The sequence below is a fragment of the Mesoaciditoga sp. genome (genome assembly GCF_054006115.1).
In genome coordinates this window covers 1-25,989 of sequence record NZ_JBPNHS010000010.1, presented here as the reverse complement: position 1 = coordinate 25,989, position 25,989 = coordinate 1, and the positions used below count along the sequence as shown (strand labels likewise).

The following is a 25,989-nucleotide window of genomic DNA, read 5'->3' as shown; positions in this document are numbered from 1 at the left end:
TCTTACGCAGATTCTCTCATTTCAACTATTGGTTTCTTCCCATTTTTCACGGTTTCAGCCGTAACGATAACTCTTCGAACGTTTTGCAAAGTTGGTACTTCAAACATGACGTCCATCATTACTTCGTCTACGACACTTTTTAAACCTCTTGCTCCGGTGCCACGTTTTTTCGAAAGCCTAGCGATTTCAATAAGCGCATCGTCTTCAAACTCCAATTCAACGTTATCAAGTTCAAGAAGTTTCTTATATTGTTTTATAACTGCATTCCTTGGTTCAGTTAAAATTTTCACCAACTGATTCTCATCTAACTCTTCCAACGTGGTAATTATCGGAAATCTTCCAATGAATTCTGGTATTAAACCGTAATGGACGAGATCATCTGGGACAACTTGTTTTAACAGTTCACTTAAGCTTTCATCTTTTTTAGACTTCAAAGTGGCGTTGAAACCCATCGTTGTCTTTTGAACCCTTTCTTTGATCAGATCTTCAAGTCCATCAAAAGCTCCTCCAACTATAAACAAAATGTCTGTTGTGTCCACTTTTATGAATTCTTGGTAAGGGTGTTTTCTTCCACCTTGCGGTGGAACGTTCGCGACAGTTCCTTCCACTATTTTCAAAAGTGCTTGCTGCACTCCCTCGCCAGAAACATCTCGTGTGATAGAAACGTTCTGGGATTTCCTGGATATTTTATCAATTTCGTCTATGTACACTATTCCGTGTTTGGCACGTTCTACATCAAAATCGGCAACTTGCAAAAGCCTCAATATCACGTTTTCAACGTCTTCGCCAACGTATCCCGCTTCGGTCAAAGGCGTGGCATCTGCTATGGCAAAGGGCACATCTAAAATCTTTGCAAGCACACGAGCCATCAACGTTTTCCCAGAACCAGTTGGACCTATGAGCATTATATTCGATTTCTCTATCTCAACATCATCAAATTTTTTCCCCATAAATACTCTTTTGTAATGGTTATAAACCGCAACGCTCAATGTTTTCTTTGCCCTTTCTTGGCCAATAACGTATTTATCGAGCTCTGCCTTTATTTCAGCTGGCCCCGGTAATTTTTTTACACTTTTTTGGCTTTTAGAACGATTCGTCGGTTCGTCATGGAGAATATCATGAAATAATTCTACACATTCATCGCATATGTAAACATTGTTTGGACCAGCTATCAGCTTATTCACTTCACTTGCCGGTCTACCACAAAAGGAACAAAATTTCTCATTTTTCACTCTTTTTTACCTCCGTTTTCGCCTCTTTTGGAGGAGATCACTTTGTCAATTAATCCATACTCCATGGCTTCTTGCGATGTCATGAAAAAATCTCTATCTGTGTCTTTTTCTATTTTTTCTAAAGGTTGCCCAGTGTGAGCAGAAAGTATGGAATTTAATTCTTTCTTCAACCTCATAATTTCTCGTGCTCGAATTTCTATGTCAACAGCCTGGCCCTGTGCTCCTCCAAGCGGCTGATGTATCATGATCGTTGCATGAGGAAGAGCATACCTTTTTCCCTTAGCTCCGGCGGCCAGCAATACTGCCGCCATAGAAGCCGCCATTCCTATGGCAGTTGTAACGACATCACATTTTACAAATTGCATCGTGTCGTATATGGCCAAACCCGCATTTATCTCTCCCCCAGGCGAATTTATATAAAGATATATGTCTTTATCTGGATCCTGAGCTTCCAAAAAGAGCAATTGTGCTACAACTAGGCCAGAGGTGTAACTGTTTATTTCATCTTCCAAAAATATTATTCTGTCCTTGAGAAGGCGAGAATATATGTCGTATGCTCTTTCGCTTCGGCCGGTCGTTTCTATTACTATTGGTACTCCTTGATCGTTGACCGTTAAGCCCGTGCGATTACTCATCTGTTTTTTCCTCCTTATTACTTTCTTTTGCGTTATTCTCTTCTTTGTCTGTTTTTTTCACCACTATTTTCGCACTCTTCAAAAGCTCTTCGGCCACTTTATCGTGAAGTAAGTCATTTTTTATACGATCATGAAGTTCTTTTTCTTTAGAAAGGGTGACTTTCAATCTTTCATCGCTAATGTTCATAGAAGAGTAATATTCTTTCGCCTTTTCAAAAATTTCTTCTTCACTTACTTTTATATCTTTTTCTCTTGCTATTTTCTCAACGGCTCCTTTGATTTTAAGATAGTTCGTGATCTCTTTTTTCAGAGATTCTTTGTACGCATTCTCGTCTCCTTTGAAATCTTTGAGCGATTTTTCATATTCTTTATTTTCCTTTTGACGCATGATGACATGATTTATAAACAATTCAAGTGAATGGTCTGACATTTTCAATTTCGTCTTGTCGGCAAGCCTGTTCAAAATTGTATTGGCTTCAAACGTTTTTATGAAATCGTTAAATGAGCCTTTTATCTTTTCTTTGAGCTTTTGCTTCAATGCTTCAAGCGTTTCCGCTTCTACATCGACACTCTTCGCAAATTCATCATCCAAATTAGCCAAAATTCTTCTATGAATGGCCGTGATTTTCATAGTGTAGCTGGTTTTGTTTTCGTCCCTTTCATCCACGAATTCTATTGTGTCTCCAACTTTCTTTCCAAGGATATCCTGGAAAAGCTGACTTGATTTCGGGTCTTTGACAACGAAGTCAAAGGTTCTCGGAGTTTCTTCTTTTCCGGTAACGTGGTACTCTATTTCAACATGATCTCCTTCTTCTACAACCTCGTTTTCGCCTTTGGGCTCTAAAACTGCATTTTCTTCTCTAAGGCGTTCCAGCTCCTCTTCAACATCTTTTTCAACATCTTCTTCTTTCAATTCTGGAATCTCTATTTCTTCACCTTCAAGAGACTCAATCTCAACTTCCGGATAAAGATGAATTTCAAAAACCACTTTCGCATCTTCTCCCATATCTATCGATACGAGAGCGGGCGGAAGCATAACGTTCATTTTTTTGAATTCCTCATCTTCGTAAAGTTTGTCCAGCGCCATATCTGCAACTTTTTCTTTGATCATGTTTTCTATTTCTTCAGCTCCAACTATAGTCTTTAACAAGTTACGAGGGACTCTTCCCTTTCTAAATCCCTTGATTCTCACGTTCTTTGAAAGCTCATCGAAAACCTTTTCGGTAGCTTCTTTTACTTTTTCACTTTCCACAGTGATCTTTACAGTTTTTACGTTTTCCTCTTCTTTAATTATTTCTAACATTTTAAACTTCCTTTCTATTTTATTTTTTAAAGTATGTACGAGCTTAGATCCTCATTCTCAATGATTTCACCTAATTTTTTATCCACAAACTCCTTATCGATCATGACCGGACTTTCAACATCTGGAGCTTCAAATGAGATGTCTTCCATAAGCTTTTCTACAATGGTGTAAAGACGCCTCGCCCCTATATTTTCTTGCTTTTCATTCATTTCATACGCCATGCGCGCTATTTCTGAAATTCCATCCTTGGTAAATTGAACATCCACCCCTTCCGTAGAAAGTAAAGCCTGATATTGTTTTATCAAAGAATTTTTGGGTTCCACTAGGATTTTTTCAAAATCTTTTTGAGTCAGCGCATCAAGCTCCACCCTAATGGGAAAACGACCCTGAATTTCAGGAATGAGCTCTGATGGTTTTGAAACGTGAAAAGCGCCCGCGGCTATGAAAAGGACGTAATCTGTTTTTACCATACCATACTTTGTGTTCACATTCGTTCCTTCAACTATTGGTAAAAGATCTCTTTGGACTCCTTCTCTGGAAACGTCCGGTCCTCCCTTTGTGCCACTTGCCACAATCTTGTCAAACTCATCCAAAAAAACTATTCCACGATACTGAGCTCTTTCCAAAGCTTCTTGAATCATGCTGTCCTTGTCTATCAATTTTTCAGATTCTATAGGCAAAAGTAATCTTCTCGCATCCTTTATTTTAACTCTTTTCTTTTTCATCTTCTTAGGCAAGAGACTGCCAAACATATCTTGCAAATCGATGTTCATATCTTCCATGTTCATTCCACCTATCACGGGCATAACTGGAGTGTTGTCCTCTATTTCTATTTCTATTTCCATATCTTCAAGCTCGCCGTTGCGAAGGCGTTCTTTCATTTCTTTTCGATATGAAAGGGCCTTTCTTCTTTCTTCTGGGGACACTCTTTGCTGTGGTTGATTTTGAAAAAAGCCCATAAACCCTGTTGTGGCTGGTTTTTTTACACTCTCTGGGACCACGGCATCCAATATTCTTTCTTCAACCATTTTTTTTGCTTCTTTTTCCACCTTCTTCATCATTTCAGATTTAACGTTGTTTACACTTGCTTCGACTAATTCCCGAATTATCGATTCGACGGATTTTCCAACGTAGCCAACTTCCGTGTAACGTGTTACCTCCACTTTTACAAACGGTGATCCCGATAGCTGAGCAAGTCTGCGGGCTATTTCGGTTTTTCCAACACCGGTGGGTCCAACCATCAAGATATTCTTTGGAATTATGTCTCTTTGCAGCTCTTGAGGAAGTTTCATCCTCCTTATTCTGTTTCTTAAAGCGACGGCCACCGATTTTTTAGCCTCTTGTTGACCGATTATATACTTGTCCAATTCTTGTACTATTTCTTTTGGCGTCAATTCGTCTATCATTAAACTCATTTAAGCGCCTCCTTAAACTTCTTCAACCGTTATGTTGGAATTGGTGTATATGCATATTTCGCTTGCTATTTCTAAAGCTTTAACGGCTATATCACGCGCTTCCATTTCCGTGTTTCTATAAAGTGCTCGTGCTGCCGCCAACGCGTAAGAGCCGCCTGAACCAATCGCCATAATCGGTTCGTCTGGTTCTATTATCTCTCCATTTCCAGAGATTAAAAACATATCGTCATGATCGGCCACCATTAAAAGCGCTTCAAGTCTCCTAAGCACTCTATCTGTCCTCCAATCCTTTGCAAGTTCCACAGCCGCTTTTTTAAGAATTCCATTGGCTTCCCTGAGTTTTGATTCAAATCTGTCAAAAAGTGTGAAAGCATCAGCAACCGATCCGGCGAATCCCGTTACCACTTTACCATTTCCAAGTTTTCTAACTTTTTTTGCCGTTGCTTTCATAACGGTCTGTCCTAGTGTTACTTGTCCATCTCCAGCCATAACGGTTTTTCCATTTCTTTTAACTGCCACTATAGTTGTTCCTAAAAAATCCATTTTTCACCTCCGCATAGAGGATCTTAAAGCGCTTAATATGATTTCGTCCATAGAAATCCTTCCAGCTCTTGCAGAGGCTGGAAGATCGCTGAATTCTGTCATCCCCGGAATGGAATTAACTTCCAAAAAATAAATTCCATCTTTTGAGATTATACCATCAATTCTTGCAAAATCTTTTAAACCCAATCCATTGTAGATCTCTTTTGATACAATTGATATTTCTTCTATTTCGCTATTTCTAAGTGCAGCCGGTGCTATGAGTTTTGCCCCTTCTTTTTGGTATTTAGATTCGTAGTCGTAAAAAGTGTTAGAAGGGATGATCTCCAATATTGGAAGCACTTCTACCTTTCCGTTTATCTCTACAACGGAAATACTTATTTCTCTTCCATCCACGTACTCTTCAAAGAAATGCTCTTCCTCTGAAATGCTTTTACACATCTTTTTTGTGAAACAAAGTTTTACTCCTAAGCTTGAACCTCCAAAGCGAGGTTTCAAAATGCAGGGAGTTTCTTTGCAAGTTTTCCACCATTGTGGAGTTTTAAGTCTTTTGCTTCTAAAGAATTCTTTGGTGGAAATTTTATCAAAAGTTGTTTCACACGCTTCAATACCCGAACCTGTGTACTTTATTCCTTGCTTTTCAAAATAGCGTTGAACACTCCCATCTTCTCCAGGTGCGCCATGTAGAGCCACAAAGCATGGAGAGCTTATTTTCGATAACTCATCGAAGTTGCCATTCCACACGAAGAGCTCGGCATTTATACCGTTTCTTTTCAATATATTTTGAACGTTTTTCCCACTTAAAATCGATACATCACGTTCTGGGGAACTTCCACCACAAAGAACGGTTACTCTTGGAATTTCTCTTGCAATTTCTTTTCCACAATTGGCGGAACCCATTTTTCCAATTCTCCTTTGAATTTAGCTATTTCTTTTACCATTGAGGATGAAACGAAAAGATATTTTAAGTCTGTCATGAGATAGATGGTTTCTAACTTTGGATACATTTCTCTATTCGTCAAGGCCATTTCGAATTCGTATTCAAAGTCTTCCAACGCTCTGAGTCCTCTAATTACAATGTTAGCGGAATGGGATTTTACGTATTGCACCAGTAATCCTGAGTAAGTGTCTGTTTTTACGTTTTTAATTTCTTTTGTGGATTCTTTTATCATTTCCAGCCTTTCTTCTAATGTAAAAAAGGGTTTTTTCCTTGGGTTATTCATAACAACGACGGTAATTTCTTCGAATATCTTTGAAGCCCTCTTTATTATGTCCAAGTGCCCGTAAGTTATTGGATCGAATGTTCCCGGGTATATCGCTTTCAATTTTTGCACCTCACTTGAAATATTTTTTTGTCTTCCAGTCTTACACAGCTTAGTTTTCCTCCATAAACACATCCTGTGTCAATTCCAATTTTATCATCTTGAATTAGTGGTTCTTCATTAGGGGTATGACCAAATACGACTGTGTAACCTTTTAGAGGTTCTTTTGAGTATATGAATTCGTCCCTTATCCAGAGCATATCTTTCTCTTTTTGTTCTTCGAGGCTTACGTGTGGTTTTACACCTGCGTGAACGAAGAAGAAATCTTTTTCAATGTGATAAATTTTTGTGTTTTCTATGAATTTGAGATGTTCTTCTGGAATGTTATCTATGCCTCCATAGCTTTCTAACGTTCTTTTGGCTCCGTTGTATTCCCAACGTTCCCATGATTCCGGATCCCTGTAGGTGTAGAATTGTTGAAACATCCATTCGTGATTTCCTTTTATGAAAACCGTTTTTTCATGTTTCTTTGATAAGTCAATTAAAAAATCTATCACTCCTTTTGAATCCGCACCTCTATCTATGTAATCTCCCAGGAAAATCAGTGTATCCTCTTTTTTGAGTGGCAATTTTTCCGTGAGCTTCATCAATTGTGTTTTGCAACCGTGAATGTCTCCTATTGCATAAATCATTTTGAATTTCCTCCCATCGGTTTGTTTTGACTTTTCAACAACCTTACTTAGGAAGTTTTCAACACTCCCTATTACTATTATTTATTATTATATATCTTTAGTAATAGTAATAGGTATTGTTGAAATTGTTGAAAACTACTTCAAAGCCTTGTAAATACTGATTTTTTTGACTGTTGAAAACTTGTTGAAAACTTGTTGAAATTGTTGAAAATGGTTTTTTCAACAATTCTAATTGTTGAAAACTTCCTCGGAAATGCTTTCAAAAATCTCGAAAAACCTCGTAAAATAAGGAAATTTGAAGCATAAAAGTTTTCAACAATCATTTTTTCCTTATTTCACGCTATTTTCGTGAGTTTTCAACAATTGACTGTTGAAAACTTTTTTGAAATTGTTGAAAACTACTTCAAAGCCTTGTAGATACTGATTTTTTTGGCTGTTGAAAAGTTAAAAAACGAGAAAAAACGAGATAAATAGAGAAAATACAATATATTTGTAAATAATTACATTTAATTTCTTGTAATTGTTAATATTCTTCGTTTTTAGGGTTTTGAAAAAGCGGGTAAGTTGCGCTAACATAATTAGCAGACAGGACATTAGAGTGCTAAAAATTTAGAAGGGAGGCTTTGAGTATGAGAATAAAACCAATTGGCGAAAGGCTGTTAATAAAGCCCATCAAAGAAGAACTTAAATCTGCTGGAGGTATAGTGCTTCCTGAAAAAGCGAAGGAAAAATCTCAAAAGGCAGAGGTTATAGAAATAGGTTCAAGCGATGAAATAACGGTAAAAGTTGGAGATAAGGTAATTTTTGCGAAGTATTCTGGGAATGAAATTAAGATTGATGATGAGGATTACATTCTTATTGACTGGAGCGATATCCTCGCCAAAATAGAGGAATGAAAAGGAGGGAAAGACTATGCCGAAGCTCTTAAAATTCGATGAAGAAGCAAGACAGTCACTTTTAAAAGGTGTTGAGAAACTTGCAAGTGCGGTTAAGATTACAATAGGACCAAAAGGAAGAAACGTTGTGCTTGAAAAAAGTTTTGGTTCTCCAACTATAACCAACGATGGAGTTTCAATAGCTAAGGAAATAGAACTTGAAGATAAATTCGAAAATCTTGGTGCACAACTCGTTAAAGAAGTAGCTACCAAGACAAATGATGTGGCTGGAGATGGTACGACAACCGCCACTATCCTTGCAGAAGCCATGATAAAAGAAGGAATAAAGAACATAACTGCCGGTGCAAATCCAATGATCATGCGTAGCGGGATAAGCAAAGCCACAGAAAAAGCCGTAGAAGAAATCAAAAAAATAAGCAAAAAGCTCAAAGGCAAAGAAGATATTGAACACGTTGCGTCCATAAGCGCAAACAGCAATGAAGTTGGAAAGCTCATTGCAGATGCGATGGACAAAGTTGGAGAAGATGGAGTTATCACAGTTGAAGATTCCAAAACGATGGAAACTTACGTTGATTTCACAGAAGGTATGGACTTTGACAGAGGTTACATCTCCCCGTATTTCGTTACGGACGCTGAAAAGATGGAAGCTGTCCTTTCTGAGCCTTACATATTGATCACCGATAAGAAAATAAGCGCCATAAAACCAATAATACCGATTCTGGAAAAAGTCGCTCAAACTGGAAAGCCTCTCCTTATCATAGCAGAAGATGTTGAAGGAGAAGCGCTGACAACGTTGGTGCTTAACAAATTGAAGGGAACACTTAACACAGTTGCCGTTAAGGCACCTGGCTTTGGTGACAGAAGAAAGGCAATGTTGCAAGACATCGCCATTCTTACAGGTGGAACTGTTATAAGCGAGGAAGTTGGACTTGACTTTGAAAACACGACGATTGATATGCTTGGTAAAGCTAAGAGTGTAAAGGTAAGAAAAGATGATACTCTCATCGTTGATGGAGCTGGAAAGGCTGAAGATATAAAAGAAAGAATCGCTCAAATCAAGACTCAGATCGAAAACACCACAAGCGATTACGAAAAAGAAACTCTCCAAGAAAGAATGGCCAAATTGGCTGGTGGAGTTGCAGTAATAAAAGTTGGAGCGGCAACCGAAACCGAACTTAAAGAAAAGAAACATAGAATAGAAGATGCTCTTAGCGCTACCAAAGCAGCTGTTGCGGAAGGGATCGTACCAGGTGGAGGAGTTACCCTTTTGAGAGTTTCTCAAGAGCTCGAAAAATTTGAAAAGAAACTCGAAGGGGAAGAAAAGATTGGCGCATCGATTGTTCGCAACGCGCTTCGTGAACCAATAAAGATGATCTGTTCGAATGCTGGTGTAGAAGGTTCTGTCATTATAAATAACATTCTTGAGAATTCCAACAAGTACTACGGTTACAATGCTTTGACTGGTGAATACGTTGACATGATGGAGAGTGGGATAATAGATCCGGCCAAAGTTACAAGAAGTGCCCTTCAAAATGCCGCATCTATCGCTTCAATGCTTCTCACTACGGATGTAGCAATCGTTGAAAAACCTGAAGAAAAACCGCAAATGCCAACCCCTCCAATGCCTGAGTATTGATGAATCTAAATTGATCAAAAAAGGCGGGAAAAATCCCGCCTTTTTTCATGTCACAATTCATGTTGTGCCTGATCACTAGAGAAACAATTTTGTTGATTAAACTAGTTATATCTGTCATAATATGGATGATTTGATAAATTTAAAATGAAGGAAGTTTGTTAAAAAGATATTTAAGTATTATAAAATCATTTTGAGGAGGCTAGCTAAATGGGAAGAGGACGGGTTTTAAACGTAAAATCAGAGATTGGAAAGTTGAAAACGGTATTATTACATAGACCTGGCAAAGAGCTTGAAAATTTGACACCGGATTTGTTATCCACCTTGCTATTTGATGATATTCCTTATTTAGAAGTGGCACAAAAAGAACACGATGCTTTCGCCCAGACTCTAAGAGATTGTGGGGTAGAAGTACTTTATCTTGAGGATTTGGTGGTTGAAGCGATTAAAAATGAAAATGTAAAAAAACAATTTATCTCTCAATTCATAGATGAAGCAGGAGTTAAAAGCGAAGGCGTTAAAGAGGTATTGATTGAATACTTAGAAGAATTTGACGTTAAAACAATGGTTGACAAAATGATGGCTGGAATTAGGAAAAAGGAAGTACCGAATTATAAGAGCACGAGTTTAAGTGAAATGGTTTACGAATCTTATCCTTTCATTTGTGATCCGATGCCAAACTTGTATTTCACCAGAGATCCATTTGCAACGATAGGACATGGGATAACTTTGAACCATATGAGAACGATAACTAGAAATAGGGAAACGATATTTGCGCAATACATATTCAAATATCATCCAAGATTTAAAGATGCTGACTTGCCTCTTTGGTTTAACAGAGATGAAGGCACGTCACTTGAAGGTGGAGACGAATTGGTGTTAAATGAAAAGACAATTGCTTTTGGAATTTCTCAGAGGACCGATCCCATCTCTATTGAAAAGGTTGCCAGAAGAATTTTCGCTTCAGACACCTCTTTTGAAATCATTTTAGCTTTTCACATACCACCTTCTAGGGCATTTATGCATTTGGATACCGTTTTTACGCAGGTAGACTATGACAAATTCACTGTTTATCCAGGAATTGAAGGACCACTTACCGTTTATGCGATTACAAGTGATAAAAGCTCTAACAATGGTTTAAAAGTTGTTAGGGAAAAAAGAACGTTGAAGAGCATATTGGAAAAGTATTTGGGTAGAGAGGTTACATTGCTAAAATGTGGTGGAGGAGATCCAATAGACTCCGCAAGAGAGCAATGGAATGACGGTTCAAACACATTGGCTATTGCACCTGGAGAAGTTATCGTTTATTCAAGGAATAGTGTTACCAACAAAATATTAAAAGACCACGGGATAAACCTCCATATCATTCCAAGTTCAGAACTGTCTAGGGGACGTGGAGGACCAAGATGTATGAGCATGCCGCTTGTAAGAGAAGATTTACGATAACATTTTTTTAAATTTGCCCATTTTTTCATATAATGTAGTGGCACAAAATCTTATTAATTAGGGAGGGAGTTTAAGTGGCGGTTAATTTGAGAGGAAGAAGCTTTCTGACGTTATTGGATTTTACATCAAAGGAAATTCAATTTTTGTTGGATCTTGCACGAGACTTGAAAAGGGCAAAGTATACGGGTACTGAAGTGCAAAGGATGAAAGGAAAAAACATTGCTTTGATATTCGAAAAAGCTTCAACGAGAACCAGATGTGCATTTGAGGTTGCGGCAATGGACCAGGGCGCAGGGGTTACTTATCTTGGGCCAACGGGTTCTCACATTGGAGAAAAAGAAACAATGGAAGATACTGCAAGAGTTTTGGGAAGGATGTATGATGGGATCGAATATCGAGGTTTTGCACACAAAAATGTCGAAATCCTTGCAAAATATTCCGGAGTTCCCGTTTGGAACGGCCTTACAGATGAATTTCATCCCACACAGGTGCTTGCCGATTTGATGACCATACAAGAGCACAAAGGAAAGCTAGAAGGAATAAAATTTGCATACTGTGGTGATGGAAGAAATAACATGGCAAACTCTTTAATGATAGGTGCGGCAAAAATGGGAATGGATTTCAGGATCGTTTCACCTAAAAAGCTGTTTCCAGCTGAATCTTTGGTCAACAGAGCAAAAGAGATTGCAAAAGAAAGCGGAGCAACTATTACATTGACGGAATCGGTTGAAGAAGGAACAAAAGGTGTGGACGTTATTTATACGGATGTATGGGTATCAATGGGAGAACCGGATGAAGTTTGGGAAGAAAGAATAAATTTACTCAAACCTTATCAGGTTAACATGAACATGATCAACAATGCGGACAAAAAAGTCATATTCATGCATTGTTTGCCATCTTTTCATAATGTAAATACCACGATTGGTAAGAAGATTTATGAGAAATATGGACTAACTTCCATGGAAGTAACCGATGAAGTGTTTGAAAGTTCTCATTCCGTGGTTTTTGATGAAGCGGAAAATAGGTTACACACGATAAAAGCCGTAATGGTTGCCACATTGGGTAATTAAGTTCCAATATAAATTTAAACTGCCGCTTCAAGTTAAAAAGCGGCAGTTTAAGCTTTTAATTTTTTCAAATAACCCTCTTTCCTTCTATGTAGACGGATTCCACTACTGAATGCATGTCAAAGGGATGACCAGTCCATACCACCAAATCTGCATCTTTTCCTTTTTCTATGGTGCCTATCCTGTTTTCCATTCCAAGTATCTTTGCCGGGTTGATCGTGAGCATTTTCAAGAGATCCTCTTCTTTAGATCCGTACCTTAACGCAGTTGCTGCCTGAACTGTGGAATATTCAAGGGGAATTACTGGATGATCGCACATCAGGGAAGCTGTGATACCATTTTCCATCAATATCTTCAAAGCTTTCATCGTCATATCTTTAAGTTCGTATTTGGTTCTAAACGTTAAAAGCGGGCCTGCCACAACTTTGACATTTTTCTCTTTCAGCACATCCACTATTTTGTATCCCTCTGTACCATGCTCTATGACAAAATCGAAATCAAATTCTTCTGCTATGCGAATAGCTGTCAAAATATCATCTGCCCTGTGCGCATGAATTCTGGCGGGGATTTTTTTGCTTAACACCAATTCTCCTATTTCAAGTTTCGAATCTCTTTTCGTAAAGGGCTTTCCTTCTTCTTTTGCCAACGCTTTTTCAGCCATGTAATCTTGAACTTTCATGAAAAAGTCCCTCACAACGGCTGCGACTCCCAAACGGGTAGCGGGCGTTTTCTTTTGTTCTCCATACACGCGTTTTGGATTCTCTCCGAAAGCCATCTTCATGCCAGCTGGGGATTTTACGATCATCTTATCCACGTTTGTTGGATTGAGCTTCAATATTGCACCTTGTCCTCCAATTGGGTTGGCGCTGCCAGGCAAAATCATAACAGTTGTTATTCCGCCACTGAGTGCACGAGGTATCGCTGGATCTGCGGGATTAAACGCATCTATTGCTCGCACATGAGGTGTTATAGGGTCTGTCATTTCATTTCCATCTGAGGCGTAATAGGCACCTACGCCCTCTTCGTATAAACCTATATGCGAATGTGCATCCACGAACCCTGGAAATAGATATTTTCCATTTAGTTCTACAACCTCATCGGCCTCTGTTTTATTCAGGGCTCCAATCGCTTTTATCTTTCCATCTTCTACCAGTACATCACCTACAAATGGATTGGTGGATATGGGAAATACTTTTCCATTTTTAAATAACGTTTTCATATTTTTCACTTCCTTTCAATATGTCAAGTTTGGATCCACTTTGTTTCTTATCTTTCCGTCCTTCAGATAAGCTCTAATCGTCTCTACAGTATCATCAGCCATTGCCGTCATGTTTTGTCTTGTCACGCCTGCCATATGAGGTGATAGAACGACATTTCTAAACGTGTGTATTGGATAGCGCGACGGAAGCGTTACGTGTGATGGGCCTGAAGGATATTGATACCATGTGTCTATTGCAGCGCCGGCTAAAGTGCCATTTTTCAACGCTTCGTACAAAGCTTTTTCATCAAGGATTTCTCCTCTGCTTACGTTTACTATGAACTTTCCCTTCATTTTTGAAAAGATTTTTTCATCAAATAAACCTTTCGTTTCCGCGGTAAGAGGTAAAGCCACAAAGATGATATCCCCTTTTGAAACCGCTGTTTCTAGATCGGACGCCAATTCATCAGCGTACTCTGGTATGTTTTCATCTTGATGCTTTTTGAAGGCGATAATGCGGCATTCAAAAGCTTTCATCATTCTGGCTATGTTTTTTCCTATGTTTCCAAAGCCAACTATTGCACACGTTTTACCATACACGGATGTCCAATAGTCGCTTTCTGGAAGTCCAACGGGAAAACCATGCCATATTCCCATTTGAAGATCGTTATGGAATTCCACAATTCTACCCGTTAAAGATAGTGCCAGGGCGACTGCCCGCTCCGCAACAGTTCTTGCGTTGGAATGGGTGTTTGTGACGACTATTTTTTTCTTTCTTATCACATCCCATGGAAGCATGTTTACTCCTGTCCATGGAACGAAGATGACCTTCAAATTCTTAGCATTTTCTATTTCTTCTGGTGCAAAATGACCCCCGACAACGCCATCAGCTTCTTTAAGAAGAGTACGTGGATGTTCTATTTCTCTGAACGTTATGAATTCAACACTTGAAAATTCCTTTCTTAATTGGTCTATTTTTTCAAGCCAATCCTTTGTCAAACGATTTGTAAAGATGATCTTCAAAATTCCACCTCCTTTTGTTCGTTTAACGAACTTATTATACACGTTTTCTACGTCTGTTTTTAACTTTTAGGAAATATTGAGAACAAATTCAGGAAAAGTTGGTAAAACTGGGAGAAAGGTTTTATCGCATATTTCGGATGGGAGGCGAAAAAATGGAAAATTTGGAAAAATACCTGGACGAAGCAAAATTAGATAAGTATCATTTTAAAGCGATGTTTGTATCTGGAATGGGCTTCTTTACCGATGCGTATGATTTGTTCATAATAGGGATTGCCCTTTCGATACTCGCGCCTTTGTGGAAACTTACTCCTTCACAAATTGGGGTAATAGGAAGCACATCCTTGGTGTCCGCATTTATGGGTTCTTTTGTATTCGGAAGGATAGCAGACAAATTGGGAAGAAAAAAAGTTTACGGTGTTGAAGCCATCATAATGACTATAGGTGCTTTGCTGTCGGCTGTATCACCAAATTTCGCCTGGATGGTTTTTTCCAGGTTTTTGCTGGGAGTAGGCATAGGAGGAGATTATCCGGTTAGTGCCGTTATAATGAGCGAATACTCCAACAAGAAAGACAGGGGAAAACTCGTTGGGTTGGTCTTTTCGATGCAAGCGTTAGGCCTCATTGTTGGACCGCTAGTAGCCCTTCTTTTGATATCACTTTCGCTCCCACTTGATCTGTCATGGCGTCTTATGTTGGCATTTGGATCCATTCCATCCATGATGGTTATCTATTTAAGAAGAAAGGTTCCTGAATCGCCACGTTACACCGCCCAAGTGCTGGGAGATGTGGAAAACGCTGCAAAGGCTATAGAGAATTTCAGGGGCGTTCAAGTAAAAGCGAAGGCTGTTGCTAAAGGTGATAAGCGCAAAGCCACTTTGAAAGGTTTCTTCACGAATAAAACTTACATGCTCACGCTTTTTGGAACTGCTGGAAGTTGGTTCATGTTGGACTACGCATATTATGGCAACACAATTTCAACTTCTTTCATCATAAATTCAATTTCTCCACACATGACGTTGCTTTCAAAGATATGGAGTAGTTTCCTGATATTCAGTGTTTTCGCATTGCCTGGCTATATCTTCGCCATACTTTTCATGGATAAGCTGGGAAGAAAAACCATACAACTTCTTGGTTTTTTGATCATGGGAATAACGTTTTTGATCATAGGGCTTTTCCCGGAGATAAAACAGAATTTCACCTTGTTTTTGACGCTTTACGGTTTAAGTTACTTCTTCACGGAATTTGGTCCTAACACCACCACCTTTGTCATCCCCTCCGAACTTTTTCCCACCGAATACAGGGCAACAGGGCATGGATTTTCCGCTGGCATAGCCAAAGTGGGGGCGTTTTTGGGCGTTTTGCTCTTTCCCATGATCATCCATTCTTTTGGTACAAGTGGAACATTCATATTCGTTTCACTTTTTGCCTTTGCCGGAATGGTAATAACTTTAACGTTGCCAGAATCTAAGGGAAAGAGTTTGGAAAAAATATCGGAGGAAATTTCTCTAAGAAGTGTAAAACAATCTGCAAATTGAAGAATTCTTGAACTCACGTTGTGTGTGAAGGTAAAAATCCAATTAGAAAGTCAAGAGAGAAATGAACCCTCCTCGCCAACGGAGTTGGCCCTCTCCTCCCAGTTTTGTGAGGAGAATCAAGAGAACAACTTTTCAAATTGAAAAGTCTGTCCACGTTTATGGAGAAAATGTCAGCGAAGCTATTTTTCAATAAGTCTGTACCCGCTTGCGGGGGAAGTGGCAGCAGAGCTGCCGAAGGGGGCAGATAAAAATCTAAACAAGCAAAATTACATCATACGTATTAAAAAAACAAAAAGAGCCGTTACGGCTCTTTTTGTATATGGAGGGGGTCTCATTTTTTCGTTCTTTACCTGTTTCTTCCCTGGTGCCTTCCGTGTCCGTGATGTCTTCCCTGTGCATTTCCTCTTTTCCCATTTCTGCCTTGTTGAGCACAAGTTCCATTTTGTGCGTTGTTTTGGTTGTTATTTCTCTGTCTGTACATTCTACCCTGTCCTTTTCCTTGAGCGTTGTTTATGCCCATCTGACTTCCACCATTTCTTCCGTTCCTTGCCATGTATCCCGTTTCTGGCGTTTCTCCCTTGGAGTACGCTTCGAATGTTTTAAGATGCCATTCAGATGCGTTGGTGAGCCTGGTGAAAACTGTCTTTATCATCGTGTCCGATATGTCTGGCAGCATCTTTTCGTAAAGCGCTATGTCTTCTTTTTCCACTTCTATCGTTTTTGCGTACGCTTCTTCGAGAGTTTCAGGTGCTTCTGCCGTTACGTTGTTTTTTGGGATGTCGATGTTGTTTACCTTCAAGAGATTCTCAACTGCCGCTATGTGCTGCTCTTCCGCTTTCAGTATGTTGGTGAATGGTTCAACCTCTCCGAATTTGTCTATTACCACTTGATAAGTTGCCGCTGCGAGTCTTTCTTCCTGGAGTGCGTTCAAGAGCATCGTCTGAACGCTTTCTGTTGTTGTGGCTGCCATCGCCGGTACAGCCATTCCTATCAGTAGAACCAACGCCGCAAGTACGGATGTTACACTTATGATCTTCTTGTTCATTCTAACTACCTCCTTTTTGTTTGGGCTCTGTTACCCTTTCACATCTGTATCTTATACTTCGAAGCTTAGGAGGAGCTTAGCTTTTCCTTAGAAAAAGCTTAGAAAATTTTTAAATATGGTTCGTAAAAGTGTATCATCTTAATGTAAGAAAGAGAGGTGTGCTTGCGCATATGAAGAGAAAAGTTTTAATAGTGGAAGATAATCCCCAAATAGCGCGCGTTTTAGATTTGGAGCTTTCACACGAAGGATTTGAAACGAGAGTGGCACAAGATGGTGAGGAAGCTTTGAAGATTTCCAGGGAATTTGTTCCACATGTGGTACTGCTTGACATAATGTTGCCCAAGTTGGATGGCTTTGCTGTGGCAAAAAAGTTGAAGGAAACTCTCAACGATGTTGGAATAATAGCACTTACCGCAAAGACAAAACTGGATGATAAATTGGAAGGCTTTAAGTCTGGGATGGATGATTACGTCACCAAACCGTTTGAGATAGAAGAAGTGTTGGCAAGGGTAGAAGCTTTGATGAACAGAATTAACCTGGGGGATTCATTGGAAATAGGTGACGTGAAGATAAAACCTCTTGAAATGAGGGCGTTTATCAACGATGTGGAAATTTTTTTGACGCCAACGGAATTTCGCTTGCTCCAGGAATTGATGAAGGCCAAGGGCATGGTTCTGTCCAAAGAAGATTTACTTGAAAGAGTATGGGGCTTCAATGGGTGGGAAAATCCAAACGTGGTAGAGGTTTACGTCAATTATCTAAGAAGAAAGCTTGGAAAAGCTTCGAGGATGCTTAAAACGGTGAGAGGAGTAGGATATGCATTCAGAAAAGACTAAGAGAGTTAGTTTATCTCTTAGCCTGACGGTATTTTACTCCGTGATAACGTTTGCAATAGTTTTTTCTTCCATATTTTTGACTAAATCGTTGGTGGTGCGATACAGCCTTATAAATTACTCGAATACGATCTCCAAAGAATTTTCTCACGTTTTCGAAAATCCAATGTCCATGAAGAGGAGAAACGGAAAAAGGTCAAGGATTCTTAGTGAGTACACGATAATAAGTGGCGATAAGATCATTTCAGATCCATACAACATAAAAGATTACATCAAAATGCCGGACAAGTTCCCTGAAATAGAATCTATAGGAGGAGATCCATACGTCTTCGTGAATTTTAAAAATGTTGATGGTAGCTCATTTGTTCTTATCGCGCCAGCTTATCAATTGAAGGTGTTGGAGAACACTTTGAACTTCTTCACGCTTTTGCTTTCTTTTGCATCGGCATTTGTGGTTATATTGGTTGGGTTGTTTTTCTCAAATAAGGTGTTAAGCCCCCTTAAAAAAATTTCAACTCAGCTTGAAAAAGTGAAGATTTCAAAGCTTGATGCGAAAATGCCCGATCAACGTTACCGTGAATATCAGCAGCTGGCTGACACGATCAATTCCATGCTTTTACGTTTAAAAGATGGCTTTGAGAGGCAAGAGCAGTTTGTCTCTGATGCTTCTCATGAGCTAAGGACACCTCTTTCTTCGATTTTTGCCAATTTGGAAATGCTTTCAAGATGGGGAAAAGACGATCCGAGAGTGTTGGATGATAGTTTAGAAGATATGAAGATGTCAGTCAAAAGGCTCAGTTCCATGGTTGAAGCTCTTTTAAGGCTGTCGAAAGGAAATTTGGAAGTTAATTTTGAAAAAGTAGATCTAAGGGAAATTGCTAAGGAAATAAAGATGGAAAGTGAAACTCTCTATCCTGATTTTGACTTTGAAATAAAAGGGAATGGAAGGGCAAAAACGGATGCAAATGGACTAAAAGAAATTCTTCGCATATTCATAAGTAATGCTGTGAGGTATTCTTTCTCTATGAAGAAAGTGATCATGTGGGTGGAAAAAGACAGAATATCCGTTGAAGACTTTGGAATAGGAATGAATAAAGAGGCACTTGAACACATTTTCGATCGTTTTTATAGAGCTGACAATTCCAGAAGCCAAGAGGGATTTGGAATAGGGCTTTCGATAGCCAAAAAGATAGCCGATGCGATAGGCGCTCGAATAGAAGTTGAGTCCGAAGATGGAAAAGGAAGCAAATTCAGCCTGGTGTTTTTAAACGGTAGTAAAAAAGGGAAGAGTGAGAAATGAATAGTGGAAAGTAAAGGGAAAATCATAGGTAATAAAATTAATTTTATATGTCTTGTCAATTTCTTTTATACATTTTTGTAACCAACTTATAACTTGACATCCTTTTTGAAAAAATGATATCATGGCTAAAATTTTTAGTGGAGCTGAAAAATGGTAGAGAAATATGTTGAAAAGAAAATTTCACGGGAAGTAGTTTACATAGTACTTATTTTGCCCGCTGGTGGATTAGCGGGTGTTTAAGCATATGCTAAACGCAAATCCACCGGCCACATCTAAAAAGATGTGGCCTTTTTTGTTAGCATAAATCTTATCGAAGAGGGGAGAGAAAGAGATGTTAATTCTTACAAACCTGAATTTAATTGACGGTGAAGGAAATTTTTTGGAAGGGAAAAAGGTGGTGATTGAAGGGACAAAAATAAAAGACATAACCGCTGATCCTACCCCGCCTAACGCTGAAGTTATCGACATGAAAGGGTACACGATACTTCCTGGCTTAGTAGATGCTCATCTTCATTTAGGATGGAACGGCGAACCAAATATAGAAACAAAAATGCTTAAAGAATTACTTCCTATGACAGCCCTAAAAGCTTATGTAAATGCGAAAAACGATCTTCTGGCGGGATTCACAACCGTGAGATCTTTAGGAGATAGAGGATATATAGACGTTGCTTTAAAGAAGGCAGTGGAAGATGGTGTGGTTGACGGTCCACGAATGAAGGTAGCAGGACAGGCCATCTCAATGACAGGTGGACATGGAGATATGTGGCTAGCTCCAGAAGTCACCTCTTCTGGTTTTGGTACCATCGCAGATGGAATTGAGGAAATGAGGAAAGCGGCCCGTTATCAACTGAAAATGGGAGCCGATTTTATCAAGCTCATGGCCACTGGCGGGGTGATGTCAGAGGGAGATGAACCCGGTTCGCCACAGCTCACAGAAGAAGAAATGAGAACAGCTATAGAAGAAGCCCATAAAGCTGGCAAAAAAGCGGCCGCACATGCACAGGGAACAGAGGGAATAAAAAATGCCATAAGAGCAGGCATAGATTCCATTGAGCACGGCATATTTTTGGATGATGAAGCTATTCAGATGATGAAAGATAGAGGGGTCTTTATGATTCCGACACTTTCCGCGGTGTTTAACATCAAAAAACACGGAAAGGAGGCAGGAATACCAGAATATGCCGTTAGAAAGGTTGAACAGATAATGGAAGCTCATCTTGAAAGTTTTCGAAAAGCATACAAAGCCGGTGTGAAGATTGCTCTGGGAACAGATGCAGCAACACCATTCAACAAACACGGCGAAAATGCTCAAGAGCTTGAGCTCATGGTGAATGCCGGCATGGATCCTCTTGATGCCATAATGGCTGCCACGAAAGGCGGTGCGGAGCTTCTAAGTATGAGCGATCTGATAGGATGTGTTGAGCCTGGAAAAGAGGCTGACATTATAGCCGTTAAAGGAAATCCCATTGAAGATATTTCTCTTTTAAAAAATGTGAAATTCGTTATGAAAGCAGGCAAAATATACAAATTTATTTAAGGGTTACCAATCTTTTAATTTTTGGGGGTGGTTCAAATGAAAAAGAGAAGGTTTTTATTTTTCTTCATTTTCACAATGATTTTAGCAACTGTCGTCTTTTCTTCTGATTCAAAGACCGTTGTGTATGAACAAGAAAGAGCAGCGGAAACGATGGATCCTGTCATGGTTATAGACACAGCCTCTTTTGAAGTTCTCAGCAACGTTTATGAAAATCTTATAGAACCAGCAGGTACATCTTTAACTGAATACAAAGCAGTCCTTTCCACAAATGTTCCTTCTAAAAAAGATGGCACCATTCTTGACGATGGGAAAACGTACATTTTTCATATAAGACAAGGAGTACGTTTCCAAAATGGGGATTTGTTGACTCCAGAAGATGTGGTGTACTCCCTTGAAAGGGATATAATCGTAGGCATGGATGGAGGGAATTCTCATGAGTTAACTGAACCGCTTCTGCCAAAAATAGGAGATTCTTACGTGAGCAATATTTCACAATGGGCCGTAAAACTTGCAAATGTAAAGAAATGGGATGATCTTTTCGCAAGTGACACCAAAGTACCAAAAAATGAGGAATGCAAGCAGGCCCTCATTAAAACTTTTAAGCTTTTGGCAAAAGACTTTGAAATAAAAGGAAATGACGTTATCATTCATCTTCCCCATTCCTACTCCCCCTTCTTTAACTCCATAATCGATTCAGTTGCCATGATCATGGATAAAAAATGGGCCGTTGCCCATGGAGCGTGGCCGGGAACTGCGGAAACATGGTGGAAATATTACAACCCTACTCGCCAAAGAGATCCACTTTACTCCATCACAAATGGCACAGGTCCTTTCCAAGTATACGAATGGGTAAAGGGAAGGCAGGTTATCATGAAAAGATTTGATGGATATTGGGGAGAACCTGCAAAAATTAAATATGCCATAATTAAAACCGTTCCGGAATTCACGACCAGGAAGCTGGACCTGATTCGGGGAAATGCAGATATAATTTCTGTTCCGCCTCAATTTATAGGACAAGTTAAAAACATCAAAGGTGTTGTTGTTTCCAAAAACATTCCAGAACTTGCAGAATATCAGATTTCCTTTGCTTTCAGTGTTGCTCCCCATTCGAAATACATTTACTCTGGTAAATTAGATGGCAACGGAGTTCCTCCTGATTTCTTTTCGAACTTGGATGTCAGGAAAGGGTTTGAATATCTTTTCCCACACAAGCTTTATATAAAAGATGTGTGGAATGGATTAGGAATAGAACCAAATAGTCCTATTTCTAAAGGACTGTTGGGGTACGATCCAAATATGCCTGTTTATCATCAAGATTTAAAAAAGGCAGCGGAATATTTCAAAAAGGCTTACAATGGAAAAGTCTGGAAAAAAGGATTTAAGGTCGCGATCATTTACAATTCAACAGATCCAACGATGAAGCAAGCTTGCGAAATATTGAAGAACTACGCCAGAAAAGTGAATCCGAAATTCAAGATAGAAGCTGTTCCAATGTTGTGGGCATCTCTTGTGAATTCATTTCTTGAAAACGATATTCCTCTGATAGCCTTAGACTGGTTTGGAACGAGTTCTTACGATCGTGTTTATGGATATCTTTCTTCACATGGGGTGTATGGAATCGCGATGGGTGAAAAATTCCGTGAGTTTGCTCGCAAAGAGTTTGATCCTCTTATAAATGCAGCCGTTTCTGCTCCAACACTCGAAGAAGCTGAAAAGATCTACAAAGAAATAGGCATGAAAACCTATGAACAAGCTATCATGATTTGGCTCATTCAACCGTCCCGACAGCTTGTGTACAGGAATTGGCTTAAAGGGCTCTATCCAGATAATTACAATCCTTTCCGCGATAAAGATCTTGTTTTTTATCATTTGTACAAATCAGAATGAGCTTTAATCCCTCCGATTAAAAGTGTATAAATTAAAAGTGCCTCGAATGAGAGGCACTCTTTTTCTTCTAATCACTATGTGCATCGATGTTACAACGCATTGATAATGCCAAAGTTAATAACCGAATAAACTAAAATGAGACTAAAAATGCATGGAAAGCAACTACAAAGCACAAAACTAATCATAAAGAAATTAAAACTCCCCATCGCAGCTCTCCTAGAACTTCGAAAAAATTGCCTTGACCGCTTAGAAAGAGGCTACTAAATCAAAAATCGTTGTATTCAAATGTTGTCTCCATGTGTTCATAGAGTGTTTTTGTAATATTTCTTGTGGCATCTTTCGTAACGTTCATACACAAGATGAGTTTAAAGAAGATATGATTAAGAGCAATTTACTTTTCAGTTTTCAAAGCCGCATACACCGCATCGTAAACTTTGAATTGTTCTTCTAAGTTCTTCATGTCACCTGGATACATGATGGAAAATCCTCTTGCTATTAATTCCATGCCCGCGGCATATTCGCTTGCTTCTGGATGACCGGTGTCGGCTGCGTTTATTATTTCAGCAAGTTTTTTAATCGTTGGGTCCGTTATTTTGTACTTTTCCATGATCGACACGAAAGAACAATGACCGTCTTTATGCCCTAATTCAACTCCTTTAACATCAAACGGAATTGCATTTTCTCTTTTTGCGGTTTCCATTACCAATTCTCTCGTTACGAAGATAAATTCCGCTTGGTTGTCAACAAATCTTTTTATAAGCCATGGACATGCCACTCTATCAACATGCACGTGGGATCGAGTTACCCATTTCATGATATCGCCTCTTTTCATAGAATAAGAGTTACAAAACGCGAAAAGTATAACATAAGAGGCGTTTTCTTACTAGACCCCTTTCTCAGAACCAGACGTTGATATTCATTCTTTTTTTACGAACTTTTCTACCCCTCTCAATATATTTTCAGGATCTAAGTGGGCTTCTTCTATAACTTCATCAAGGGTGCCTCCACTTCTCCATTTGTCATCCCAATCTGATGAAAGGCAATATTCGGCATTCTTTTTCGTGGCTATCCAATCTTCGACGGCCTTAAGCGATTCGTTCGTTATAACCATCGAATTCTCCCAATCTTCCCATGGAAGGACTTTTTCTCTATATTCAGAGCTTTGCATATCAAAGAGTTCTTTTGAAGGAATAGCCACTATCTTTAAATTGTACTTTTCATCTAATTCGTCTATTACTTTAAGTAAATTGTAGGTAGACATTGTTCCTCTCACCAATATCGTTCCATCTTTCCTTCCTTCCTTGAAATCTCTTAAAATGTACGCTCCTCTTGCCGCTTCAAAGTGGGAAGGAATGCGAAGATTTTCTCTGTTTGGAATCTCTATCGGAGGTCGCGTGAGATGAAGTGCCACTATCGGAATTTCTGTTGAAAATGCCGCTGCAAGCAAAACCGGCACTTCGTTCGCTTCCCATGGGTACAGGTTTATTATGTGTCCTTTTGGAAATAGCTGAGTGACGACAGGTGAGAATATTCCAAAGTGGGTTCGGGAATCATCTGCCGTTTCTGGACCGGAATGCCCAGCTATCCAAAGCACTTTGCCCAACTTTACAGGGCAATCCTGTGCCATTTGGGAAAATAGCCTGTATTCACCGTACTTCAAATAAGAAAATGAACCGTACGTCGAAGTGGCCATGTAAAAACCGTTAAACTCTTCAAATGGCTTGTCAGATAAATTGACACTCGCCACGCCACAAGAAATCCCGGCATTTGTGAATTCAGTGATCTCCTGGGGAAGTAGCACACCATCTGGATTTTTCTCTTTTTCATACCAACCGTATCCCTTAAAATCTTCAAATGGTTCTGCAAAACCGGATATATTCGTTGATTCGGCTAAGTCCGCCGATGCGGCCAGGAAGAGGGGGCGATCGTATTTCCGTTTGCTCATGGCATTTATCCAGGCTTCCCATTTTCTCAAGGCATTTCTGTTAGCGGCCTTTGTTCCCGGTTCGAAGAAGATCTCTTTTGGATATTTTTTATAATCAAATAGCTCTTTGTCTTTGAATATATCAGCGTTGAGTGTTACTTTTTTCTGAGGAATGCTTTCTGCTATGTTTATCATTTCATCTGTGAGATGTTTTACCAATTCTTCGTTCTCTAAAACAACGTTGAGTGCTATCTGTAAATTTTGATACGTTTGTTCTGCGAACGCTTTGCCTGCTGGTGCCGGTTTTTGGAATCCAACAAAGTCCACATTGTACTTTCGCATGAATTTTTCCCGCGTTTTCCAGAAAATTTCAGAATTCGCTTTATGAGGCGTGCCATGGGATTTGTTATCATATATTCCGTATTCATATCCCTTACGTGTTTTAAACCACATCACATTTGGGATGTGCTCTTTTTTGTTTTGCTCAATTTTATCGAAAGCGTTTAGTACACATTCCCAATCATGTCCATTTTCACAACCAACGACATTCCAACCATATGGGAGGAACCAATCATCTGGCGTTCCGTGAACCACAGAACTTGTCGGTCTGTTATCTATACCGTAGTTGTTCCAGTCGATCAGCCAATAAAGATTGTCTAACCCTAAAGCCCATGCAGAGTTTTTTGATTCGTGCGATGCGCCCGGCGTTAAACCGCCTTCCCCTTCCATTGCCCACACCTTAACATCCGAAAGTCCAGCACGTTTTAGTGCAAAAGCTTCACCTACCGATGGTGGCAAGCCGTGGCCAGAAGGACCTGTGTTAAATTTAAGAAAGAGGGTTTTTCCAGAAAATTCAGCATGTCCTGAAAGCCCTCCCCTATGCCTGAATCTCAAGAGATCTTCCAACAGCACTATACGTGATGAATCTATTTTGAACTTTTCATTTTTCGTTTCTTCAAATCGCTTCTTGAAAGCTTCTCCGATAAGCGCTAACGATGCGTAGATCAAAGGAACGGTGTGCCCCGCACTTAGAATGAATCTATCGGACAAAGGATTTTCAGGATGGCGTATATCGTATCTCATTTTTCTACCTAACAGCATAGCCCATAGCATATGCATTTTAGAGCGGGAACCTCCCGGATGTCCACTTTGTCGCAGGTTAAGTGTGAAGTCTATAAGCTGCCCCGTTACGTCTTTCAGAATCTCGAGTTCTTCAAAATTCAACTTTCTCCCTCCTATCTTTCTTCCATTTATATCAAATCTATTTTTACCACTTTTTTCTCTTTGCAAGATGTGTACAGCCCTTCAACGATGGCCAAGGCGTTTCTTCCATCTTCTCCTTTGACATCCAATTCAACATCTTTGAGTATGGAATCAACGAAGTTTCTCAACTGTTTTTCGTGCAATTCATAAGATATTTCTGGCCCAGAAGTTGAATTTTTTTTGTCGCCCATATCTTTCTTTTCTAAGATATTTTCGCCTTTGGTTATTATAAGCTCAGCTTCGTCGTTTACCAGCGCCGCGCTTCCATTGTCTCCGTACACGTCCACCCTTGAAAAGAATCCAGGATAGGCTGCTGTTGTGCT

23 protein-coding genes are annotated in these 25,989 nt (G+C 39.4%); 9 read left to right on the top strand and 14 right to left on the bottom strand.

What is annotated here, in order from left to right:
* Positions 1–2 precede the first annotated feature (2 nt).
* Genes clpX through ACXJIN_RS01925 form a run of 8 tightly spaced genes read right to left on the bottom strand, consistent with a single transcriptional unit; the run spans position 3 to position 7,079 of the window.
* Positions 3–1,232, bottom strand: a complete 1,230-nt coding sequence (gene clpX / locus ACXJIN_RS01960; RefSeq protein ID WP_456399125.1) for an ATP-dependent Clp protease ATP-binding subunit ClpX — start codon at positions 1,230–1,232, stop codon at positions 3–5.
* Positions 1,229–1,867: an ATP-dependent Clp endopeptidase proteolytic subunit ClpP gene (gene clpP / locus ACXJIN_RS01955; RefSeq protein ID WP_456399124.1), complete on the bottom strand. Its 639-nt coding sequence runs from the start codon at positions 1,865–1,867 to the stop codon at positions 1,229–1,231. Before clpP ends, clpX begins: the two co-directional genes overlap by 4 nt.
* A complete protein-coding gene (gene tig, locus ACXJIN_RS01950; RefSeq protein ID WP_456399123.1) occupies positions 1,860–3,170 on the bottom strand; it encodes a trigger factor in 1,311 nt (436 codons plus the stop codon). The genes clpP and tig overlap by 8 nt, the downstream gene beginning before the upstream one ends.
* 26 nt (positions 3,171–3,196) lie before the next feature.
* Positions 3,197–4,585, bottom strand: a complete 1,389-nt coding sequence (gene hslU / locus ACXJIN_RS01945) for an ATP-dependent protease ATPase subunit HslU (protein ID WP_456399122.1) — start codon at positions 4,583–4,585, stop codon at positions 3,197–3,199.
* A 12-nt stretch (positions 4,586–4,597) separates the two neighbouring features.
* The gene (gene hslV, locus ACXJIN_RS01940; protein ID WP_456399121.1) at positions 4,598–5,128 is read right to left on the bottom strand and encodes an ATP-dependent protease subunit HslV; all 531 of its coding nucleotides are present in this window, start codon (positions 5,126–5,128) and stop codon (positions 4,598–4,600) included.
* Positions 5,129–5,131: 3 nt separating this feature from the next.
* On the bottom strand, positions 5,132–6,025 hold the full coding sequence (locus ACXJIN_RS01935; RefSeq protein WP_456399120.1) for a D-alanine--D-alanine ligase family protein: 894 nt from the start codon (positions 6,023–6,025) through the stop codon (positions 5,132–5,134).
* Entirely contained in the window at positions 5,974–6,450 is a 477-nt protein-coding gene (gene coaD, locus ACXJIN_RS01930) for a pantetheine-phosphate adenylyltransferase (protein ID WP_456399119.1), read from the bottom strand. Before coaD ends, ACXJIN_RS01935 begins: the two co-directional genes overlap by 52 nt.
* Entirely contained in the window at positions 6,447–7,079 is a 633-nt protein-coding gene (locus tag ACXJIN_RS01925) for a metallophosphoesterase family protein (RefSeq protein ID WP_456399118.1), read from the bottom strand. The genes coaD and ACXJIN_RS01925 overlap by 4 nt, the downstream gene beginning before the upstream one ends.
* A gap of 629 nt (positions 7,080–7,708) precedes the next feature.
* On the opposite strand from ACXJIN_RS01925, the gene ACXJIN_RS01920 reads away from it, so the two are divergent.
* The 4 genes from ACXJIN_RS01920 to argF all read left to right on the top strand — a co-directional run bounded on the left by ACXJIN_RS01920 (position 7,709) and on the right by argF (position 12,124).
* Complete coding sequence (locus tag ACXJIN_RS01920; RefSeq protein ID WP_456399117.1) at positions 7,709–7,975, top strand: co-chaperone GroES; 267 nt, start codon at positions 7,709–7,711, stop codon at positions 7,973–7,975.
* Between the two features lie 16 nt (positions 7,976–7,991).
* Positions 7,992–9,611, top strand: a complete 1,620-nt coding sequence (gene groL, locus ACXJIN_RS01915; protein WP_456399116.1) for a chaperonin GroEL — start codon at positions 7,992–7,994, stop codon at positions 9,609–9,611.
* A 207-nt stretch (positions 9,612–9,818) separates the two neighbouring features.
* Positions 9,819–11,054: an arginine deiminase gene (gene arcA, locus ACXJIN_RS01910; protein WP_456399115.1), complete on the top strand. Its 1,236-nt coding sequence runs from the start codon at positions 9,819–9,821 to the stop codon at positions 11,052–11,054.
* A 74-nt stretch (positions 11,055–11,128) separates the two neighbouring features.
* A complete protein-coding gene (gene argF, locus ACXJIN_RS01905) occupies positions 11,129–12,124 on the top strand; it encodes an ornithine carbamoyltransferase (RefSeq protein WP_456399114.1) in 996 nt (331 codons plus the stop codon).
* Positions 12,125–12,188: 64 nt separating this feature from the next.
* Here the strand turns inward: argF and ACXJIN_RS01900 are convergent, their stop codons facing one another.
* Together ACXJIN_RS01900 and ACXJIN_RS01895 are read right to left on the bottom strand one after the other, a co-directional pair.
* Entirely contained in the window at positions 12,189–13,340 is a 1,152-nt protein-coding gene (locus tag ACXJIN_RS01900) for an amidohydrolase (RefSeq protein ID WP_456399113.1), read from the bottom strand.
* 15 nt (positions 13,341–13,355) lie between these two features.
* A complete protein-coding gene (locus ACXJIN_RS01895; protein WP_456399111.1) occupies positions 13,356–14,342 on the bottom strand; it encodes a 2-hydroxyacid dehydrogenase in 987 nt (328 codons plus the stop codon).
* Between the two features lie 152 nt (positions 14,343–14,494).
* On the opposite strand from ACXJIN_RS01895, the gene ACXJIN_RS01890 reads away from it, so the two are divergent.
* The gene (locus ACXJIN_RS01890; RefSeq protein ID WP_456399109.1) at positions 14,495–15,877 is read left to right on the top strand and encodes an MFS transporter; all 1,383 of its coding nucleotides are present in this window, start codon (positions 14,495–14,497) and stop codon (positions 15,875–15,877) included.
* Positions 15,878–16,223: 346 nt separating this feature from the next.
* Here ACXJIN_RS01890 and ACXJIN_RS01885 read toward each other — a convergent pair whose 3' ends face one another.
* On the bottom strand, positions 16,224–16,922 hold the full coding sequence (locus tag ACXJIN_RS01885; RefSeq protein WP_456399108.1) for a ferritin-like domain-containing protein: 699 nt from the start codon (positions 16,920–16,922) through the stop codon (positions 16,224–16,226).
* Between the two features lie 170 nt (positions 16,923–17,092).
* Here ACXJIN_RS01885 and ACXJIN_RS01880 point away from each other — a divergent pair, with 170 nt between their 5' ends.
* From ACXJIN_RS01880 to ACXJIN_RS01865, 4 genes are all read left to right on the top strand, one after another.
* A complete protein-coding gene (locus tag ACXJIN_RS01880; RefSeq protein WP_456399106.1) occupies positions 17,093–17,758 on the top strand; it encodes a response regulator transcription factor in 666 nt (221 codons plus the stop codon).
* Positions 17,739–19,055: a sensor histidine kinase gene (locus tag ACXJIN_RS01875; RefSeq protein WP_456399104.1), complete on the top strand. Its 1,317-nt coding sequence runs from the start codon at positions 17,739–17,741 to the stop codon at positions 19,053–19,055. Before ACXJIN_RS01880 ends, ACXJIN_RS01875 begins: the two co-directional genes overlap by 20 nt.
* Before the next feature lie 331 nt (positions 19,056–19,386).
* The gene (locus tag ACXJIN_RS01870; protein WP_456399102.1) at positions 19,387–20,592 is read left to right on the top strand and encodes a metal-dependent hydrolase family protein; all 1,206 of its coding nucleotides are present in this window, start codon (positions 19,387–19,389) and stop codon (positions 20,590–20,592) included.
* 36 nt (positions 20,593–20,628) lie between these two features.
* Positions 20,629–22,479 (top strand): ABC transporter substrate-binding protein, encoded by a 1,851-nt coding sequence (locus tag ACXJIN_RS01865; RefSeq protein ID WP_456399101.1) that lies wholly within the window; start codon positions 20,629–20,631, stop codon positions 22,477–22,479.
* Positions 22,480–22,870: 391 nt separating this feature from the next.
* Here ACXJIN_RS01865 and ACXJIN_RS01860 read toward each other — a convergent pair whose 3' ends face one another.
* From ACXJIN_RS01860 to ACXJIN_RS01850, 3 genes are all read right to left on the bottom strand, one after another.
* Positions 22,871–23,293 carry a chromate resistance protein ChrB domain-containing protein gene (locus ACXJIN_RS01860; protein WP_456399099.1) on the bottom strand — a complete coding sequence of 141 codons (423 nt, stop codon included), beginning with the start codon at positions 23,291–23,293 and terminating at the stop codon, positions 22,871–22,873.
* Positions 23,294–23,395: 102 nt separating this feature from the next.
* A complete protein-coding gene (locus ACXJIN_RS01855) occupies positions 23,396–25,627 on the bottom strand; it encodes a thiamine pyrophosphate-binding protein (RefSeq protein ID WP_456399097.1) in 2,232 nt (743 codons plus the stop codon).
* Between the two features lie 26 nt (positions 25,628–25,653).
* Positions 25,654–25,989 (bottom strand): Gfo/Idh/MocA family oxidoreductase (locus tag ACXJIN_RS01850; protein WP_456399096.1); only part of this gene is annotated, 336 nt, incomplete at its 5' end.